This window comes from Kitasatospora sp. NPDC048286 (assembly GCF_043201735.1).
Lineage (GTDB): Bacteria > Actinomycetota > Actinomycetes > Streptomycetales > Streptomycetaceae > Kitasatospora.
The window spans coordinates 733,845-751,006 of the sequence record NZ_JBICZE010000002.1; the positions used below are offsets into that span (position 1 = coordinate 733,845).

Sequence of the window (17,162 nt, forward strand, 5' to 3'; positions counted from 1 at the left end):
GGCCGGGCCGCTCCCGGTACGGAGCGGCCCGCCGTCCGCGCTGCGCCGATCGGCCGGTGCCGGCCCGCCGGGCCGGTCAGTCGCGCAGAACGACCAGGTCGTCGCGGTGGACGACCTCGCGCTCGTACGCGGCGCCGAACTCCTGGGCCAGGTCGCGGGTGGACCGGCCGAGCAGGCGGGGCAACTCCCTCGCATCAAAGTTGACCAGTCCGCGAGCCACGATGTGGCCGTTTTCGGCAAGAAGGTCCACCGGATCACCCGCGGCGAACTCCCCGTCGACCCTGGTGACCCCGGCCGGCAGCAGCGAGGCGCCGCCGGAGACGACGGCCCGGACGGCGCCCTCGTCCAGGTGCAGCGACCCGCGCGGGCTGCTCGCGTGGGCCAGCCAGAGCATCCGGTCGGAGGTGCGGCTGCCGGTGCGCAGGAAGAGGGTGCCGGTGGGCCGGCCGGCCAGCGCGTCCGCGGCCTGGCTGGCGGCGGTGAGCACCACCGGGATGCCCGCGCCGGTGGCGATCCGGGCCGCCTCGACCTTGGTGACCATGCCGCCGGTGCCGACCCCGGCCTTGCCGGCGCTGCCGATCTCGATGCCGTCGAGGTCCCGCGGGCCGCGCACCTCGGCGATCCGGCTGCTGCCGGGGCGGGACGGGTCGCCGTCGTACAGGCCGTCCACGTCGGAGAGCAGCACCAGCAGGTCGGCCCGGACCAGGTGGGCGACGAGCGCGGCGAGCCGGTCGTTGTCGCCGAACTTGATTTCGGCGGTGGCGACGGTGTCGTTCTCGTTGACGATCGGCATCGCGCCCATCGCCAGCAGCTGGTCCAGGGTGCGGTAGGCGTTGCGGTAGTGGGCGCGCCGGCTGGCGTCCTCGGCGGTGAGCAGCACCTGGCCGACCCGGATGCCGTACCGGGCGAAGGAGGCGGTGTAGCGGGCGACCAGCAGGCCCTGGCCGACGCTGGCGGCGGCCTGCTGGCGGGCCAGGTCCTTGGGCCGCCGGTCCAGGCCGAGCGGGGCGAGCCCGGCGGCGATGGCGCCGGAGGAGACGAGCACGACCTCCGGCGCCTCGGGGCGGCCGCGCAGCTTGGCGAGCGCGTCCACCAGGGCGTCGACGCGGTCGGCGTCCAGGCCGCCGGTCGCCGTGGTCAGGGAGGAGGAGCCGACCTTGACGACGATCCGCCGCGCGGTCAGCACCTCCTCCCGCAGAGAGTCCTCACTCATCTCGCTGTACGCCCTTCCGGTGTGGTGCGGCTGGGCCCGGGCCCGGCCGTCACCCCCGAAATCTACGCGATCGGCGCAGGTCACCCATGGGGTGTTTCACCGTCCGGACCCGGGCAGGTCACGGGCTCGCCACAGCCCGGCCGCCGATCCGGGGGCCTGGTATGGTCCCTGACCACAAGCCAGATCGGGGGACGGCTTCTTGCCCGCTGGACCCATGTCGTCATCGACCCTTCCTGTTCACGACGGGCGGCGCCGCACTGGGCAAAGGCCGGCAACGGTCGCGGCCGTGCGCCCAGGAGAAATGCGCACCATGCGTTCGTACACCACCAAGCTGACCGTCGCCGCGCTCGCGGCGGCCACCGCCCTGTCGCTCGCGGCCTGCGGACCGGACAACGCGGACACTCCGGCCGGTACCGGCGGCGCCACCGGCGCTGCCCCGGCCCAGAGCGGCGCGGCTCCGGGGGCCACCGCCGGAGGCGCGGCCGCGGGGGGCGCGGCCGGCGGTTCGACCGCGGCCCCGTCGGGTGCGGCGACCGGCGGCGCCGCCGCGGGCGGTGCGGCGGCGGGCGGCGCCGCGACGGCCGGCGGGGCCGGTACGGCCGGCACCGCGGCCGGCGGGGCCGGTGCCGGTGCGATCCCGGCGGCCGCGAGCAGCGTGAAGATCGGCCAGCCCGCCACCGTGGACTTCGCCGACAAGACCTCCAAGGTCGCCACCAAGCTGGAGATCACCGTCACCGGTGTCGAGGTCGGTTCGCTGCAGGACTTCACCGCCGCCAAGATCAACCTCGTCGGCCTGGAAGGCCGCACCCCGATGTACGTCAGCTACACCATCAAGAACCTCGGGGACGCCAGCCTCTCCTTCACCGCCCCGGACTCGAAGTTCGTGCTCTTCGACACCAACGGCAAGAAGGGCGTCAACGCCATGACCGCCGCGACCCCGCTGCCCAAGTGCACCAGTGCGAAGTTCCAGGGCGTGGCCAAGGGCACCGAGGTCAAGGGCTGCACCATCATCACCACCCTCGGGAACACCCCGGCCGTCGTCGGCTACACCGACCTGACGGACCTGCTGAAGCTCCAGGCCTCCTGGACCAAGTGACGCTCCGTCGCCACTGAGCACGCGAAACGGCCCCCGCCACCTCGACAGGTGGCGGGGGCCGTTCGACTCGAAGAGCTACGAAGCTCAGTGGTCCTCGTCGTCGTCGCCCTCGATGGCGGCCTGGCGGCCGCTGGAGAGCGCCTCGAAGGCGAGGAACTCGGCCTCGGCCGCGTCCCGGCCCTTCTGCTTCTCGCGGCGGCGGTCGACCGCCGGGCGCTGGGTCTCCATTCGGTGGTCCTCACCGCGGCGGCCGAGCATCTCGGCACCGGCGGCCATGGTCGGCTCCCAGTCGAAGACGACGGCGTTCTCGTCCGGGCCGATGATGACGGTGTCACCCTCGTGCGCCCCGACCTTCCAGAGCCGGTCCTCGACGCCGAGGCGGGCCAGCCGGTCGGCGAGGTAGCCGACGGCCTCGTCGTTGGAGAAGTCGGTCTGGCGGACCCAGCGCTCCGGCTTGACGCCGCGGATGCGGTAGGCGCCGTCCTCCTCGGTGATGGTGAAGCCCGCGTCGTCGACGGCCTTGGGCCGCAGCACGATCCGGGTGGACTCCTCGGCCGGCTTGGCGGCGCGCGCCTCGGCGACGATCCCGCCCAGCGCGAAGCTCAGCTCGCGCAGGCCCTTGCGGGAGGCGGCGGAGACCTCGAACACCCGGTAACCGCGCTCCTCCAGGGAGGCGCGGGTCAGGTCGGCGATGTCCTGGCCGTCCGGGACGTCGACCTTGTTGAGCGCGACCAGACGCGGCCGGTCTTCCAGGCCGCCGTACTCGGCGAGCTCGGCCTCGATGGTCTCCAGGTCGCTCAGCGGGTCACGGCCGGGCTCCAGGGTGGCGCAGTCCAGCACGTGCACCAGCACCGAGCAGCGCTCCACGTGCCGCAGGAACTCCAGGCCCAGGCCGCGGCCCTGGCTGGCGCCCGGGATCAGGCCGGGCACGTCGGCGATGGTGTAGACGGTGTCGCCCGCGGTGACCACGCCGAGGTTGGGGATCAGGGTGGTGAACGGGTAGTCGGCGATCTTCGGCTTGGCGGCGGAGAGCACCGAGATCAGCGAGGACTTGCCGGCGCTCGGGTAGCCCACCAGGGCCACGTCGGCGACGGACTTGAGCTCCATGACGATGTCACGGGCCTCGCCGGGCTCGCCGAGCAGCGCAAAGCCGGGCGCCTTGCGGCGGGCCGAGGCCAGCGCGGCGTTGCCGAGGCCGCCGCGGCCGCCCTGGGCGGCGACGAAGCTGGTGCCGTGCCCGACCAGGTCGGCCAGCACGTTGCCCTTGCGGTCCAGCACCACGGTGCCGTCCGGCACCAGCAGGACGAGGTCCTCGCCGTCCGCACCGGTGCGGTGGCCGCCGGCGCCCGGCTTGCCGTTGGTGGCCTTGCGCTTGGGCGAGTGGTGGTACTCGAGCAGGGTGGTGACCTGCGAGTCCACGGTGAGGATGACGCTGCCGCCCTCACCGCCGTTGCCGCCGTCCGGCCCGCCGAGCGGCTTGAACTTCTCGCGGTGCACGGAGGCGCAGCCGTGGCCCCCGTTACCCGCGGCGACGTGAAGTTCGACGCGGTCCACGAAGGTGGTCATGGGTGTGCCTCCAGTGCGCGAGAGTCTGCTTGCTACCTGCGTAAAGCGTGAAGGGTGGACCGGAGAATTCCGGCCCACCCTTCACTGTGAGTCTTCTCAGACCCGGTGAGTCCGCCCGGACCCGGTGGGTCCGCTCAGACTCGGGAGTCCGCGGGGACTCAGGCCTCGACGGCCACGATGTTGACGACCTTGCGGCCGCGACGGTTGCCGAACTGCACCGCACCGGCGGTCAGCGCGAACAGCGTGTCGTCGCCACCGCGACCGACACCGGCACCCGGGTGGAAGTGGGTGCCGCGCTGGCGGACGAGGATCTCGCCGGCCGAGACGACCTGGCCACCGAAGCGCTTGACGCCGAGGCGCTGGGCGTTCGAGTCACGGCCGTTACGAGTAGAGCTTGCGCCCTTCTTGTGTGCCATTTTTCGCTATCCCCTTACTTGCTGACCGAGTCGATGCTGGTGATGCGCACCGCGGTGTGCCGCTGGCGGTGGCCCTGACGGCGGCGGTAGCCGGTCTTGTTCTTGTAACGCAGGATGACGATCTTGTCACCCTTGGTCTGGTCGACCACCTCGGCGTGAGCCTTCACGCCGGCCAGGACCCACGGGTCGGAGGTGACAGCGTCACCGTCGACGACGAGGATGGTCGAGAGCTCGACCGAGTCACCCGGCTTGGCCTCGATACGGTCGATCTCCAGCACGTCGCCAACGGCGACCTTGTGCTGGCGGCCGCCTGCGCGAACGATCGCGTACATGCGGTACCTGCTTTCCTTGCTCGGTCGGAACCCCCGACGCCAGCCACCTGGGTACGGACACAGGAGCCTCTCCCCGGCCCTCCGCGCGAACGCGGCGACCTCGGAAGGTGATGTGCTCGGGAGCATGGCGTAGACACGCCGATGGTCAAGAATACGGACCGGCCGCCCAGGGGGCAAACCGGCCCGTACGACCCGGGGCGGGATCGCTCCCGCCCCGGGCGTGGGCACTACTCGGCCGCCGTATCACCCTCGGCGGCCGCGGCCTTCTTGGCCGCCGCGCTCGTCCGCTTGGTCGCGGTCTTGCGGGCGGTGGTCTTCTTGGCCGCCGTGGTGGTCTTCTTGGCGGCGGTCTTCTTCGCGGCGGTCTTGCGGGCGGCCCGCTTCTTCGGCGCCGGCGCCTCCTCGGCCGGAGCCTCGGCAGCGGCCTCGGCGGCCTCCGGAGCCTCGGCGGCGACCGCGGCCTCCTCGACCACGACCGGCTCGCCCGGCGCCTCGACGGCGGCCTCGGCAGCGGCTTCCGCGACCGCCGGGGCGGCGGCCTCCAGGGCCGCCTCCAGCGCCGCCTCGGCCTTGGCCTGGAGCACCACGATCTCGGCGGAGTCCGGGGAACCCGCCGGAGCGGTCGCCTTGCGCACGGCGCGACGACGCGGACGGCCCGCCGGAGCGGCGGCCGGGGCCTCGGCCACGGGAGCCTCGACGACCGGGGCCGGCACGGCCTGCGCGGCCGCCTCGGCCGCGGCCTCGACGCCCGGGACCTCCAGGGCCAGCTGGCCCTCGATCTCCTCGCGCACCGGCTCGGCCGGCTCGGCGACGGCCTCCACCGCCACCGGCTCGGCCACGACGGCCACCGCGGCCTCGACGGCCTGCGGCTCCTCGTGGCCCGCGCCGCCCTTGCCCCGGCGACGGCGCTTGCCGCCACCGGCCTCGCCCGCCGCCACGGGGGCGTGGACGTGGGTGCTCGGCTGCTCCATGTGGACGATCACGCCGCGGCCGTTGCAGTGCACGCACGGCTCGGAGAAGGACTCCAGCAGGCCCTGACCGACCCGCTTGCGGGTCATCTGGACCAGGCCCAGCGAGGTGACCTCGGCCACCTGGTGCTTGGTCCGGTCCCGGCCCAGGCACTCCAGCAGGCGGCGCAGCACCAGGTCGCGGTTGGACTCCAGCACCATGTCGATGAAGTCGATCACGATGATGCCGCCGAGGTCGCGCAGCCGCAGCTGGCGCACGATCTCCTCGGCCGCCTCGATGTTGTTCCGGGTGACCGTCTCCTCCAGGTTGCCGCCCTGGCCGACGAACTTCCCGGTGTTGACGTCGATGACGACCATCGCCTCGGTGCGGTCGATCACCAGCGAACCGCCGCTGGGCAGCCAGACCTTGCGGTCCAGCGCCTTCATCAGCTGCTCGTCGATCCGGTAGGTGGCGAACACGTCCACCTCGGAGGTCCACCGCTGGAGCCGCTCGGCGAGGTCCGGGGCCACGTTGGAGACGTACTCGTGGATGGTCTTCCACGCCTCGTCGCCGGAGACGATGACCTTGCTGAAGTCCTCGTTGAAGATGTCGCGCACGACCCGGACGGTCATGTCCGGCTCGCCGTACAGCAGCGCCGGGGCGTTGCCGGTCGCGGCCTTCTTCTGGATGTCCTCCCACTGCTGCTGGAGGCGCTGGACGTCGCGGGTCAGCTCCTCCTCGGAGGCGCCCTCGGCCGCGGTGCGCACGATGACGCCCGCGTCGTCCGGGACGATCTTCTTGAGGATCTGCTTCAGGCGGGCGCGCTCGTTCTCGGGGAGCTTGCGCGAGATGCCGGTCATCGAGCCCTCGGGCACGTACACCAGGTAGCGGCCGGGCAGCGAGATCTGGCTGGTCAGGCGGGCGCCCTTGTGGCCGATCGGGTCCTTGGAGACCTGCACCAGCACGGACTGGCCGGACTTCAGCACCGACTCGATCCGGCGCGGGCCGCCGTGGCCGCCCAGCGCGCCGAAGTTGACCTCGCCGGCGTACAGCACGGCGTTGCGGCCCTTGCCGATGTCGACGAAGGCGGCCTCCATCGACGGCAGCACGTTCTGGACCTTGCCCAGGTAGACGTTGCCGACGTACGAGGTGGCCTGCTCCTTGTTGACGTAGTGCTCGACCAGCACGCCGTCCTCGAGGACGCCGATCTGGGTCCGCTGGCCGCTCTGGCGCACCACCATGACGCGCTCGACCGACTCGCGGCGGGCCAGGAACTCGGCCTCGGTGATGATCGGCACCCGGCGGCGGCCCAGCTCGCGGCCCTCGCGGCGGCGCTGCTTCTTGGCCTCCAGACGGGTCGAGCCCTTGATGGACTGCACCTCGTCCGGGTCGAAGGACGGCTCGGTGGAGCGGCGGCGCGGCTCGCGCACCTTCACCACCGTGCGGACGCCGTCCTCGGTGGTCTCGGCGGTCTCGACGGCGCCGGCCTCACCGCTGCGGCGGCGACGGCGACGGCGACGGCGGGACGAGGACAGGCCGCTGGCCAGGTCGTCGTCCTCCTCGCCCTCCTCCTCGGCGACGGCCTCGGCCGGCTCCTCGGCGGCGGGCTGCTCGGTCTCGACGGCCTCGGCGGCCTCGAAGTCCTCGGCCTCGCCGCGGCGACGGCGGCGACCGCCCCGGCGGCGACGGCGCGACGGACGGCCGTCCTCCCACTCGTCCTCGGTCTCCGGACCGGCGGCGGGGGCCTCCACGGCGGGCGCCTCAACGACCGGGGCCTCGACGACGGGCGCCGCGACCGGCGCCTTGGCCTGAGCCTTCGCCGGGGCCTTCGCCGGGGCCTTCGCCGAGGCCTGGGCGGCCGGCTTGCGGCGGGTCGGCTCGACCCGGGTACGGACCCGGCGGCGACGGCCGACGCCGCTGTACTCGAACTCGTCCTCCTCCTCGCGCCCGGCCACGGCCGGGGCCTCGGCCGGAGCCTGGGCGGCGGCGGGAGCCGGGGCGACGGCGGGCTGCTCCGGCGCGGACGGCGCGACGAAGGTCGCCGGCTCCTGGAACACCGGGGCCTGGAAGACCGCGGTGGCCGGGCGGACGGCGCGGCGGCGCACCCGGTGGTGCGGCTCGGCCTCGGCGGCCGGGGCGGCAGCGGCGGGCTGGGCGGCAGGGGCCTCGGTGGCGGCCTCGACGGCCTCCTCCTCGGGCTCCTCGGCCTGCGGCTCCTCGGCGGCGGGCTCCTCCACCGGGGCCTCGACGACCGGCGCGGCCTCGACCACGCGACGGCGGCGGGTGCGGCGGGCCGGAGCGGCGGGGGCCTCCTCGGCCGCCGGCTCGGCGGCCGGAGCCTCCACGGCGGGGGTCTCGACGACCGGCGCCTCGACGGCGGGGGCCTCGGCCTCGGCAGCGGGGGCACCGGCGGGCGCCTCGGCACGCTTGCGGGTGCGGCGGGCCCGGGCGGGCTTCTCGGCCGTCTCGGCCGTCTCGGCCTTCTCCGCCGTCTCGGCCTTCTCGGCCTTGTCGCTCTTGGCGGCCTTCTCGGTCTTCGTGGCCTTGGCGGCCTTCGGCGCCTTCGCGGTGGCCTCGGCCACCGGGGCCTCGACGGCCTCCGGCGCGGTCACCACGATCGCGGTGGCCTCCGGCGCACCGGCCGGGGCCTCGGCGCGCTTGCGGGTCCGGCGGGCCCGGACCGGCTTCTCGGCGACCGGCTCGGCGGCCGCCTCAGCGGCCGGAGCCGCAGCGGTGACGGCCGCAGGCACGTCGGCCGGCAGGACCGTCTCGGCCGCCTCGGTGGCGGCACCCTGCGGGGCGCCCGCCGGGCGGGACACCGCCCGGCGACGACGGCGCGGCGGCGCGGCGGACGCGCCCTCGCCACCGGTCGCGGCGGTTTCGTTCTGTTCCGTGGCCGCAGTCTGCTGCGGATCGGTGTTATCGAGCATGCGGGTGGATCTCCCGTCAGGCCCCCGGGCTCCGCATCCGGGCACGGCACGGCACCGCTGGGCGGTCGGCATCGCGACGATGCCGGGACCGGACCCTTTGACGGTGCCGCCGCGCGGACGCGAGGCCGCACAGGGGCTCGTAGTCTCGCTCGGCGCCCCGCGCTCGGCGGGGTGTCGAAAGTCTTCTGGTCTGACCAGTCTTCTGAGGTTTTCCCAAGCTGCGCCTTCCCCCAACCCCGGGTGGCTCCCGGACGGGGTCCCGGACCGGCCGACCTTCGCGGTCGGCAGGCCCCGGGGTGGCAGGCCTGTGCTGCGACGACGCTCGCTCCCCTGGGGAGCCGCGGGAACCCTGGAGGACCGTCGGGCCCAGTGAGGCACTGGGCCCGGCCTCCCCCCGCTAGGCGGACGCGGTAGCGTGCGGCCCTGCGGCCGGCTCCGAGCCGACCGGGGCCGTGGCGCGGTCGAGCGCCAGCGGGTCGGTCACCGTGCCGGTCTCCTCGTCGAGCGGCCCCTGCGCCAGCCTGGTCACCTCTGCGGGGACCGGCGGCGCCAGGTCGGCCGTCGCACGGAGACCGGACAATACGTCGTCGGGTCGTACGGCGGGTGTGGCGTGTCGTACTACCAGGCGCAGTATCGCACAGGGACGGCCGGTCCGAACATCGCGGCCGGTTTCGGCCCCGGCATCCGTACCGACCTCGACCTGCGCCGGAACGGCTTCCAGCGCCGCCACCGCACCCCGCGCGTCGAAGACCCGCAGGCCGTTCTTGGTGCGGCGCTCCACCTCGACCCGCTCGGCGGCGAGGAAACGCGCGACCGCCTCGGCGGCCACGTCGGGCTCGACGCCGTCCAGCCGGACCAGCCACTCGGAGGCCTCCAGGCGCTCCACGAAGTTCGGCGTCCGCACCTCGACCGCGTCGATCACGTCCAGGCCGGTCGGCAGCGACTCGTCCAGCTGCGCCCGCAGCTGCTCGGGGTCGCGGACCGCGGCCAGGCCGATCTCCAGGTACTCCGCCTCGCTCGCCACCCCGGTCGGGGCCGCGTTGGCGTAGGAGACCTTCGGGTGCGGGGTGAAGCCGGCCGAGTAGGCCATCGGAACGGCGGACCGGCGCAGGGCGCGCTCGAAGGCGCGCTGGAAGTCGCGGTGGCTGGTGAAACGGAGCCGGCCGCGCTTGGTGTAGCGGAGGCGAATCCGCTGCACCGTCGGCGCGGGCGGCGGACCGTCGGGCGTACGGCGTGCCAGGGTTGCTCAGTCCTTCGTCACTCTGTCCCGGTCCGGGTCACTGCACCGGACATCTGTCACCAGTAAGGGTACGCGCCCCGCCCGTCCCCCTTCCCCGCCGGTCCTGGCCCCTTCGCCCCGCCCGCGCCCGAAAGGGCAGCCGGCCGGCGGGCCCGCGCGACCGCAGGGCTCGGCAGCATCCCACCCAACGACAGTAGTGCTACCAATATCATCCGTTTATCTATCGGCCATGCACGGCGATCCACCGGCACGGAAGGGAATCACCCCGACATGGAATGCGCAATGCCCACTCTCATTCCCCTTCTGACTGTGCGAATAACGCCGTGATCAAACGTCCCGTGACCCTCCAGAAGAGCACCATCGCGATCACCGCGATCACGGTGATCGCGGCAATCCTCAGATTGTGGCGTTTTCCGGACCTGCCCGGCGGCCTCAATCAGGATGAGGCCAGCGCCGGATACGAGACGTTCTCGCTCCTGACCCACGGCACGGACCGCTGGGGCAATCCCTGGCCGGTCTACTTTCCCAGCTGGGGCTCCGGACAGAACGTGCTGCTCTCCTACCTGAGCGTGCCGGTCGTCGGCCTGTTCGGCCTGAGCGTCCTCTCCGTACGGCTCGTTCCGGTCCTCCTGGGCATCGGCGCCGTCCCGCTGCTGTACGTCGCCCTGCGGCGTTTCGCGGACCTCCCCGCGGCCCTGGTCGGGGCGGGACTCCTCGCCGTCACCCCATGGCACGTCACCGCGTCACGGTGGGCACTGGAGTCGAACATCCTGCCGTTCTTCCTGCTCGCCGGAGTGACCACCCTGGGTTACGCGTACACCTCGTCGCGCCCCCGGACACTGATCCCCTTCTCCCTGGTGTTCCTGGCGCTCGCGCTGTACGCCTACGGGGTGGCGATCTTCGTGGTGCCGGTGATCGTGGGGCTCTACCTGTGCACCCGGTACCGCACGGTGCTGAAGCACCCGGTCCCGGTCGGGCTGAGCATGCTGGGATTCCTGGTCGTCGGCGGGCCGCTGCTGCTGTTCATCCTGGTCAACAACGTCCTGCACCGCTCGCCGGATTTCATCTCCAGCCTGCCGTTCAGCGTGCCGAAATTCCCGTCGTCACGGCTCGACCAGATCACCAACGGCCAGGACCTGGCCGAACTCAACACCCATTTCGTGACCAGCGGTTTCAACGACGGCTACCTGTGGACCGTCCCCAACGGCTTCCTGGCACTGGGCGTGATCGGAATTCCGCTGGCCGCGCTCGGCGTCCACTTCGCGGCCCGCACCCGCTCCCCCGAGACGAACCTGTTCACGTTCTGGCTGGTGGGCGCGGTCATCCTGCTGTTCGTGGTACCGGCCAACGGCAACCGGGCCAACGCCCTGTTCATCCCGCTCATCGCCCTCACCGCGATCGGCGTCAGCGGGCTGTACCGCTCGATGACCGACCGCAAGACCGGACGGGCCGTCGTCGCCGTCATCATGGCCACCGCCGTCGGCTACGCCACGCTGTTCTTCCACGACTACACGACCCGCCACCCGAAGCAGATCGCCCGGGCCTTCGGGGAGGGTTTCGACGACGCGCTGAAGTCGGCCGACGGGGCGCGACACCCGGACGAACCGGTGTACGTCTCGGAGCGTCTTCCGCTCAACTACATGGAAACCCTGTTCTTCCTGAAAGCGGATCCGCAGGACTTCCAGGCGAACAGCGACGTCAAAACCGTCGACGGGGTGTTCCAGGTGCGGAACTACCGGCACTACTACTTCTTCGGCAACGAGCCGTCGCTGGATTCCGCTCCCAGCTACCTGGCGGTACTGCGCCGCGACGAACAGCGCACGTGCGCCCGGATCGAGACACTGACCCGGCATGAACAGTGGACCGTCGCCCGCTGCGTGACCCACTAACCCTCCGGCCGGCACCACCCCACCCGCAGAACCAGTGGAGCCCTCCCCGAAAAACCCGGGGAGGGCTCCACCCGTCGCTCCGGGCGACGGGCTACTTCTGCTGGTCGGCGCCGCCGACGACCGTCAACGGCAGCAGCTTCTTGCCGGTCGGGCCGATCTGGATCTGGGTGTCCATCTGGGGCTAAATGGAGGCCACTCCACAACCGTCGAGGGGTCACCGGCATGGCGAAGCGCACCCGTACGGCACGTGCCACGCAGCAGAGGACGTACACGGTCGAGGCCGAATGGACCGCCGCGGATCTGGCACTGCTGGAGGAGCTGAAGAGAGTCGAGGCCGCCCTTCCGACGGACGCGCCCCGGGCGCTGCTCTCGGTCCGGCTGTCCGTACTGACGGAGGACACCACCTCCCCCGTCCGCCAGGAGCTCGACCTCCGCCGCGAGGCCCTGAACCGGGGGTGCCGCGTGGTCGGCGTCGCCAGCGACCTGAACGTGTCCGCCACGAAGGTGCCCCCGTGGAAGCGGAAGCAGCTGGGCGACTGGCTGAACAACCGGGCGCCGGAGTTCGACGTGCTGCTGTTCTGGAAGCTCGACCGGTTCATCCGCCGGCTGTCCGACCTGAACACGATGATCGACTGGGCGTTGAAGTACGGGAAGAACCTGGTCTCCAAGCACGACTCGATCGACCTGACCACGGTCGTCGGCAAGATCCTGGTGACGCTGATCGGCGGCATCGCGGAGATCGAGGCCACCAACACGAGCACGCGCGTCGCGAGCCTCTGGGACTACGCGAAGACCCAGTCCGCCTGGCTGGTCGGCAAGCCGGCCTTCGGGTACACCACCGCCGAGGACGAGAACGGGAGTGTCGTCCTCGTCATCGAGGCCGACGCGCACAAGGCCCTGCACTGGTGCCGACGCATGGCCCGTCGGGGCGTCTCCGCCACCCGCATGGTCAAGCTGCTGAAGCGCGCGGGCCTCGTCAGCGACGGCCTCACAGCCACGACCCTCCTGCGTCAGCTCCGCAATCCCGCCTTGATGGGCTACCGGGTGGAAGAGGAGAAGAAGGGCGGCGCTCGCCGGTCCAAGCTCGTCCTGGACAAGGCCGGGAAGCCCATCAGGGTCGCGGAGGCCGTCTTCGCCGACGAGGAGTTCAACGAGCTCCAGGCGGATCTCGACAAGCGCAGCAAGAACCAGCCCCAACGCCGGCCCGGTGGTGCCACGAAGTTCCTCGGGGTCTTCTTCTGTGTCGACTGCGGGACGAACATGCTGGAGCAGCGGAACCGCGTCAAGGATCGGATGTACGAGTACCTGCGGTGCCAGGGCTGCAAGGGCGGAGGCCTGGGCGCTCCCAACCCCGAGGTGATCAACGCCAAGCTCGTCCTCGACGTGCTGTCGGTCCTCGGCGACGAGCCCGTACAGGTGCGCGAGTACGCCCGGGGTGCGGAGGCACGCGCCCAGGTGGCGCAGCTTGAGGAGTCCATCGCCTACTACATGAAGGAGCTGGAGCCCGGCGGCCGGTACGCCAAGACCCGGTTCACGCGCGAGCAGGCGGAGGAGACGCTGGACAGGCTGATCACCGAACTCGGGGAGATCGATCCCGAGACCACCGAAGACCGGTGGGTGAACGTGGCCAACGGGAAGACGTTCCGACAGCAGTGGGAGGACGGCGGCACCGAGGCCATGGCCGCGGACCTGCTGCGGGTGGGCATCCGCTGTGAAGTCACCCGAACCAAGGTCAAGGGTCAGCGGGCTCCCGCGATCAAGCTGCGGCTCATGATCCCCAAGGACTACCGCGACCGGCTGATCGTCAAGGAGGACGACTTCGCGAGCAAGCTCTGACGAGCGGCCGACCATGCGGAAGCCCCCGGTCTCGACCCGCCACCTTCGCCTCTTCACGGGCGACTTCCCTGTTGGTGGCGAGGTCTTCGGCGATGCCGGCCGCGATCAGCACTTCGGCCGGGGAGTGACCGGCCCCGACGAAGCGCCAGGCACCTTCGACCACCGTCTCGCTGTCCCAGCCGCCGTACAGGCCCTGGGCGTGTTCCGCACGAGCGGCCCTGAGCTCTCCGTATGTAGTGGAGTAGGCCCGCGTCTTGGTGAGGCAGTGCCCCCGGAAGCCGAGCATGTGGGCCCAGGCGCGAAGGCGCAGGTGTTGCAGTTCGGGCAGGCCGCCGAGGCGCCAGGCGGTGGCGATGAGCGCGCGAACGTGCGGGCTGACCCGCAGTGCCTGTATCTCCGCCAGGGAATCGATGCGGCGGTCGACAGCGCCCGCAGCTTCCACGCTCTTGCTCGTGTACTTGGCCACGTAGGCGGCTACGGCATCGTCCGCGATGCGTCCACCGTCCCCGTTGGTGAGCCGGTGCGCGTCCAGCTGAGTGCCGAAGCCGAGCCGTCCGCCGCAGTAGGCCGCCGAGTCTGGGCACGGGAGCGCCACGGCGGCAGCCGCCGAGCGGACGGCCTCCAGGAGAAGCTCCCCCGTCGCCCAGGCCGGAGGCGGGGCAGTAGGGCCATCGGGACCGTCGAGTCTGACGACGGCATGGAAGTGGACGGCGCCACGCTTCTGGTACTCGGCGACCTTGGCCGCGGAGACCCGGACCAGGGTGCGGATCTCTGACCGGCCGACGCCCGCCCGGGCGGCGAGGTGGTGGTGGAGGTTGTCGCGGAAGGCCTTCCACAACGCCGGGGCCATGGCGTTCCAGAGGATGTGGCCGGGGTAGTCGTAACAGTCCGCGCAGAGCGGCTGCCCGACGAGCGGGTCAGCGTCCAGGTGGGTTCGGCCGCAGCCGTGCCGACCGCCGTGTTCGCAGCGCCGGCGCCGGGCGGGGTGGCAGGCACCCGCTCGGTGGATCGGGCCGAAGGAGGGGGCGGTCAGGGTGACGAACAACCGCGGGTGCGTCCGCACCGTCTCCGGGACGCCTTTGCCGCCGATGAGGCCGGAGCGGACCAGGTGGAAGGTGTCGCCGCTGTGCTCACGGGAGCAGGGCGCGCAGCGGGAGGCCCTGCGGTTGCGGCAGCGGACAGCGAGCCGGCCGCCGGGTTCGGTGGCGGTCGCGAAGTACCGGAGCACTTCACCGGTCTTCGCGTCGAGGGTTGTGGTGTGCCCGGAGAGGTACACCGGTTCGGCACAGCCACCGGTGGCACGGATCTGCTCCAGCCAACGGTTCAGGTCCGGCAGCTCGCCGATGCGGACGAAGTCACGCTCCACCGGCGGCAGTTGGCGCAGCCGCGCCTCCCTGTCGAGGAAGGCGCGGCGTGCGGTGAGGTCGGTGTACGGGTTGGTGTCGGCGGTCATGGTGGGTGTCTCCAGGGCCAGGGTTCGCCGGACCCCGGCCGGGCCAGGCAGGCGGTGGCGCGGCCGGGGGTGGCGTTGGGGCGGGCGGGCCGGGTGGTTGGTCGGGTTGGCACGGTGATCACGCCTCTCAGGTGGTGTGGGTGAGTCCTTGGACAATCCAGGTCACGGCGTAGACGACGGGGTCGGCCCACCCGATGCGGTCGAGGTAGACACCGAGGACTCCGGTCAGGACGACGTGCCAGACCTTGAGTTCGCCGGAGCGGACCAGGAGGAAGGTGACGAGGGCCAGGACGGCGGTCAGGATGAGGGCGGCGCCCATCAGAGGTGGACCCCCTCGCTCGACTCGTCCGGCACGTGGAGGCCGGGCCAGGCCGGCGCCAACCGGGCGTACTTCCTGGCAGCGCGACGCGCCTGTTCAGGGGTGACGTGGACGGACCGGGCCCGAGCCCATCGGCCGTCGGCGTCCGCCGCGATGGCGACGCCCTGCTCGGCAACAGTGATCTGCTGAGCTGCGACCAACGCGTCCTTGTCGAGGTCGCCGAGCGCCATCTCCGCCGTCCCGGCATCGTTCACCCGATGGCAGACCCGACCGGCCAACTGCGCTCGCAGGGCGGTCACCCCAGGCCCGAGGTCCGAGCCGACCCGTTGCCCCGCGATCACCAGGTGGACGCCCAGGGCCGCGCCGAGCTGGGCAAGCCTGAGCAGGTTGGTGGAGATCTCCCCCACCTCCGCCTTGTCCTCTCTGGTCGCTGCCAGGTACAGCTCCGCGACCTCGTCCACGATGAGCACGACGGGCATCTTGCGGAGCTTCGCCGGGAGGTCCCAGATCGACCGGGCCCCGACCGAGCGGCACAGCTGCATCCGCGCTTCGGCCTCCGCGACCAACTCCGTGAGCAGGTGCGCGGCTTCGGCCCGGGTGGCCGCCAGCGCCGACAGCCGGTCCTCGAACAGGGACAGCTCCATGCCGCCCTTGAGGTCGATGCCGAACAGAGCGACCCGTTGCGGGGCGAGTTCCTTCACCAGCGCGGCGATGAGAGTGGACTTCCCCGAGCGGGTCGCGCCGACGATCAGCCAGTGCGGCACCCGTCGTAGGTCGATCACCCAGGCCCGGCCGTCCTCCAGCAGGCCGACCACCGCCCGCAGCAGCCGTTCCTTCAGCCGGTACGGCAGCACCGGCGCACGAAGCGGGTCCCAGGCCAGAGTGGACAGGGTGACGAATCCGCGTTCTTCGGACAGCAACCGGACCGAGTGAACCCGCCACGCGTGCGCGAAGGCTTCCACGACGACGGTGAAGTGTTCGGGCACCTGTCCGGGGTGAAGCCGCACCACCACGTCCAGGCCGCCGTGCCGCAGCTTCGGTACGCCCAGGCGGGGCGGGGCCGGCCGCAGCGGATCACCGCGGACGACCGTGTCCCCGATCAGCGCACGCCCGGGACGCTTCGCCACGGCGAGGCCGAGGTTCGTGGTCAGCCGCCGCCACGTCACCCGCACCCGCACGGCACTCACCGGGTAGCCAAGCACGCACCACCAGAGATAGGGGTAGTTGCGCCGCAACGACGGGGCGATGCTGAGCCCGATGAGCACCGTCGCCAGCAACGCGACCCAGAGCAACTGAAGGACGATCACGGCCGTCCCCCGTTCTCCAGCACCGCGTTGTGCGCCTCGACCTCCAGGTCACGGGCCTGACCCGCGGCCTTGGTGGCGACGGCGGCGATGTGGTCGAAGAGCTGGGCCCCCTCGTCGTCCCGACCGAACGGGTCGACCTCTTCCGCCAGGTCCCCAAGCTCCCTCAGCAGGCCGCGCAGCCTCACGCGCGTCGCGCTGCTCATCAGGCGTCGCCGCCCTTGCGCGAGGCCGCCGGAGCAGCGACCGGAACGGGCGTGATGGCGTCGGCCCGGAAGGACAGGCCGTGTCGGTCCCCCATCGCCCACGAGAAGGCGGTCAAGCCGGTGACGTGCACCCGCACGCCCTCCACCACACCGACCGGTTCGCCGGACACGCTGATCTCGATGATCGAGGCCCGCCGACCGTCCTGCCGGACCGCGACACCGACCGTGTAGACGGTCTGGCCGTCCCGGTCCTTCCTCAACTCCCCGGTCTCACGGTTCGCCACCCGCGCCTCGGGGGCAACGATGCAGGTCATCGTGCCGAGCCGGGTTCCGTCAACGGGAATGGACTGCATGAGCGCACACTCCTCTGACACCAAGGCCGCATGACATCAGTCGTCAAACGTACTTACCTTT

Annotated in this window: 14 protein-coding genes; 3 read left to right on the forward strand and 11 right to left on the reverse strand. The window is 72.0% G+C overall.

From position 1 onward, the window contains the following. Window positions 1-76: 76 nt before the first annotated feature. On the reverse strand, window positions 77-1,213 hold the full coding sequence (gene proB, locus ACGF13_RS07660; protein WP_392869916.1) for a glutamate 5-kinase: 1,137 nt from the start codon (window positions 1,211-1,213) through the stop codon (window positions 77-79). Between the two features lie 301 nt (window positions 1,214-1,514). Here proB and ACGF13_RS07665 point away from each other — a divergent pair, with 301 nt between their 5' ends. Then, the gene (locus ACGF13_RS07665) at window positions 1,515-2,309 is read left to right on the forward strand and encodes a hypothetical protein (RefSeq protein WP_392869918.1); all 795 of its coding nucleotides are present in this window, start codon (window positions 1,515-1,517) and stop codon (window positions 2,307-2,309) included. Between the two features lie 84 nt (window positions 2,310-2,393). Here the strand turns inward: ACGF13_RS07665 and obgE are convergent, their stop codons facing one another. The 5 genes from obgE to ACGF13_RS07690 form a co-directional block, all read right to left on the reverse strand. After that, window positions 2,394-3,875 (reverse strand): GTPase ObgE, encoded by a 1,482-nt coding sequence (gene obgE / locus ACGF13_RS07670; protein WP_392869920.1) that lies wholly within the window; start codon window positions 3,873-3,875, stop codon window positions 2,394-2,396. Between the two features lie 158 nt (window positions 3,876-4,033). Next, window positions 4,034-4,291, reverse strand: coding sequence for a 50S ribosomal protein L27 (gene rpmA / locus ACGF13_RS07675; protein ID WP_030058248.1), 258 nt, complete (start codon window positions 4,289-4,291; stop codon window positions 4,034-4,036). Window positions 4,292-4,305: 14 nt separating this feature from the next. Further along, a complete protein-coding gene (rplU, locus tag ACGF13_RS07680; protein ID WP_376162381.1) occupies window positions 4,306-4,623 on the reverse strand; it encodes a 50S ribosomal protein L21 in 318 nt (105 codons plus the stop codon). A gap of 227 nt (window positions 4,624-4,850) precedes the next feature. Then, complete coding sequence (locus ACGF13_RS07685) at window positions 4,851-8,501, reverse strand: ribonuclease E/G (RefSeq protein ID WP_392869923.1); 3,651 nt, start codon at window positions 8,499-8,501, stop codon at window positions 4,851-4,853. A 397-nt stretch (window positions 8,502-8,898) separates the two neighbouring features. Beyond that, window positions 8,899-9,699, reverse strand: a complete 801-nt coding sequence (locus ACGF13_RS07690) for a TIGR03936 family radical SAM-associated protein (RefSeq protein WP_392869925.1) — start codon at window positions 9,697-9,699, stop codon at window positions 8,899-8,901. A gap of 380 nt (window positions 9,700-10,079) precedes the next feature. Between ACGF13_RS07690 and ACGF13_RS07695 the strand changes: the two genes are divergently transcribed. Both ACGF13_RS07695 and ACGF13_RS07700 read left to right on the forward strand, forming a co-directional pair. Further along, a complete protein-coding gene (locus tag ACGF13_RS07695; protein WP_392869927.1) occupies window positions 10,080-11,630 on the forward strand; it encodes a glycosyltransferase family 39 protein in 1,551 nt (516 codons plus the stop codon). Between the two features lie 222 nt (window positions 11,631-11,852). Continuing rightward, window positions 11,853-13,466: a recombinase family protein gene (locus ACGF13_RS07700; protein ID WP_392869929.1), complete on the forward strand. Its 1,614-nt coding sequence runs from the start codon at window positions 11,853-11,855 to the stop codon at window positions 13,464-13,466. Here the strand turns inward: ACGF13_RS07700 and ACGF13_RS07705 are convergent. From ACGF13_RS07705 to ACGF13_RS07725, 5 genes are all read right to left on the reverse strand, one after another. Then, entirely contained in the window at window positions 13,435-14,919 is a 1,485-nt protein-coding gene (locus tag ACGF13_RS07705; RefSeq protein WP_392869931.1) for a replication initiator, read from the reverse strand. The genes ACGF13_RS07700 and ACGF13_RS07705 overlap by 32 nt on opposite strands. A gap of 127 nt (window positions 14,920-15,046) precedes the next feature. After that, on the reverse strand, window positions 15,047-15,238 hold the full coding sequence (locus ACGF13_RS07710; protein WP_392869933.1) for a hypothetical protein: 192 nt from the start codon (window positions 15,236-15,238) through the stop codon (window positions 15,047-15,049). Further along, window positions 15,238-16,545 carry an FtsK/SpoIIIE domain-containing protein gene (locus ACGF13_RS07715; RefSeq protein ID WP_392869936.1) on the reverse strand — a complete coding sequence of 436 codons (1,308 nt, stop codon included), beginning with the start codon at window positions 16,543-16,545 and terminating at the stop codon, window positions 15,238-15,240. Before ACGF13_RS07715 ends, ACGF13_RS07710 begins: the two co-directional genes overlap by 1 nt. After that, complete coding sequence (locus ACGF13_RS07720) at window positions 16,542-16,748, reverse strand: hypothetical protein (RefSeq protein WP_392869939.1); 207 nt, start codon at window positions 16,746-16,748, stop codon at window positions 16,542-16,544. The genes ACGF13_RS07715 and ACGF13_RS07720 overlap by 4 nt, the downstream gene beginning before the upstream one ends. Then, the gene (locus ACGF13_RS07725) at window positions 16,748-17,101 is read right to left on the reverse strand and encodes a hypothetical protein (protein WP_392869942.1); all 354 of its coding nucleotides are present in this window, start codon (window positions 17,099-17,101) and stop codon (window positions 16,748-16,750) included. The genes ACGF13_RS07720 and ACGF13_RS07725 overlap by 1 nt, the downstream gene beginning before the upstream one ends. Window positions 17,102-17,162 lie beyond the last annotated feature (61 nt).

What these genes read in the sequence shown, in the direction of transcription:
- ACGF13_RS07700 (WP_392869929.1), top strand. Translation starts at nt 11,853, where the DNA reads ATGGCGAAGCGCACCCGTACGGCACGTGCCACGCAGCAGAGGACGTAC.
- ACGF13_RS07705 (WP_392869931.1), bottom strand. Translation starts at nt 14,919, where the DNA reads ATGACCGCCGACACCAACCCGTACACCGACCTCACCGCACGCCGCGCC.
- ACGF13_RS07710 (WP_392869933.1), bottom strand. Translation starts at nt 15,238, where the DNA reads ATGGGCGCCGCCCTCATCCTGACCGCCGTCCTGGCCCTCGTCACCTTC.
- ACGF13_RS07725 (WP_392869942.1), bottom strand. Translation starts at nt 17,101, where the DNA reads ATGCAGTCCATTCCCGTTGACGGAACCCGGCTCGGCACGATGACCTGC.
- proB (WP_392869916.1), bottom strand. Translation starts at nt 1,213, where the DNA reads ATGAGTGAGGACTCTCTGCGGGAGGAGGTGCTGACCGCGCGGCGGATC.
- rpmA (WP_030058248.1), bottom strand. Translation starts at nt 4,291, where the DNA reads ATGGCACACAAGAAGGGCGCAAGCTCTACTCGTAACGGCCGTGACTCG.
- obgE (WP_392869920.1), bottom strand. Translation starts at nt 3,875, where the DNA reads ATGACCACCTTCGTGGACCGCGTCGAACTTCACGTCGCCGCGGGTAAC.
- ACGF13_RS07720 (WP_392869939.1), bottom strand. Translation starts at nt 16,748, where the DNA reads ATGAGCAGCGCGACGCGCGTGAGGCTGCGCGGCCTGCTGAGGGAGCTT.
- ACGF13_RS07685 (WP_392869923.1), bottom strand. Translation starts at nt 8,501, where the DNA reads ATGCTCGATAACACCGATCCGCAGCAGACTGCGGCCACGGAACAGAAC.
- ACGF13_RS07665 (WP_392869918.1), top strand. Translation starts at nt 1,515, where the DNA reads ATGCGCACCATGCGTTCGTACACCACCAAGCTGACCGTCGCCGCGCTC.
- rplU (WP_376162381.1), bottom strand. Translation starts at nt 4,623, where the DNA reads ATGTACGCGATCGTTCGCGCAGGCGGCCGCCAGCACAAGGTCGCCGTT.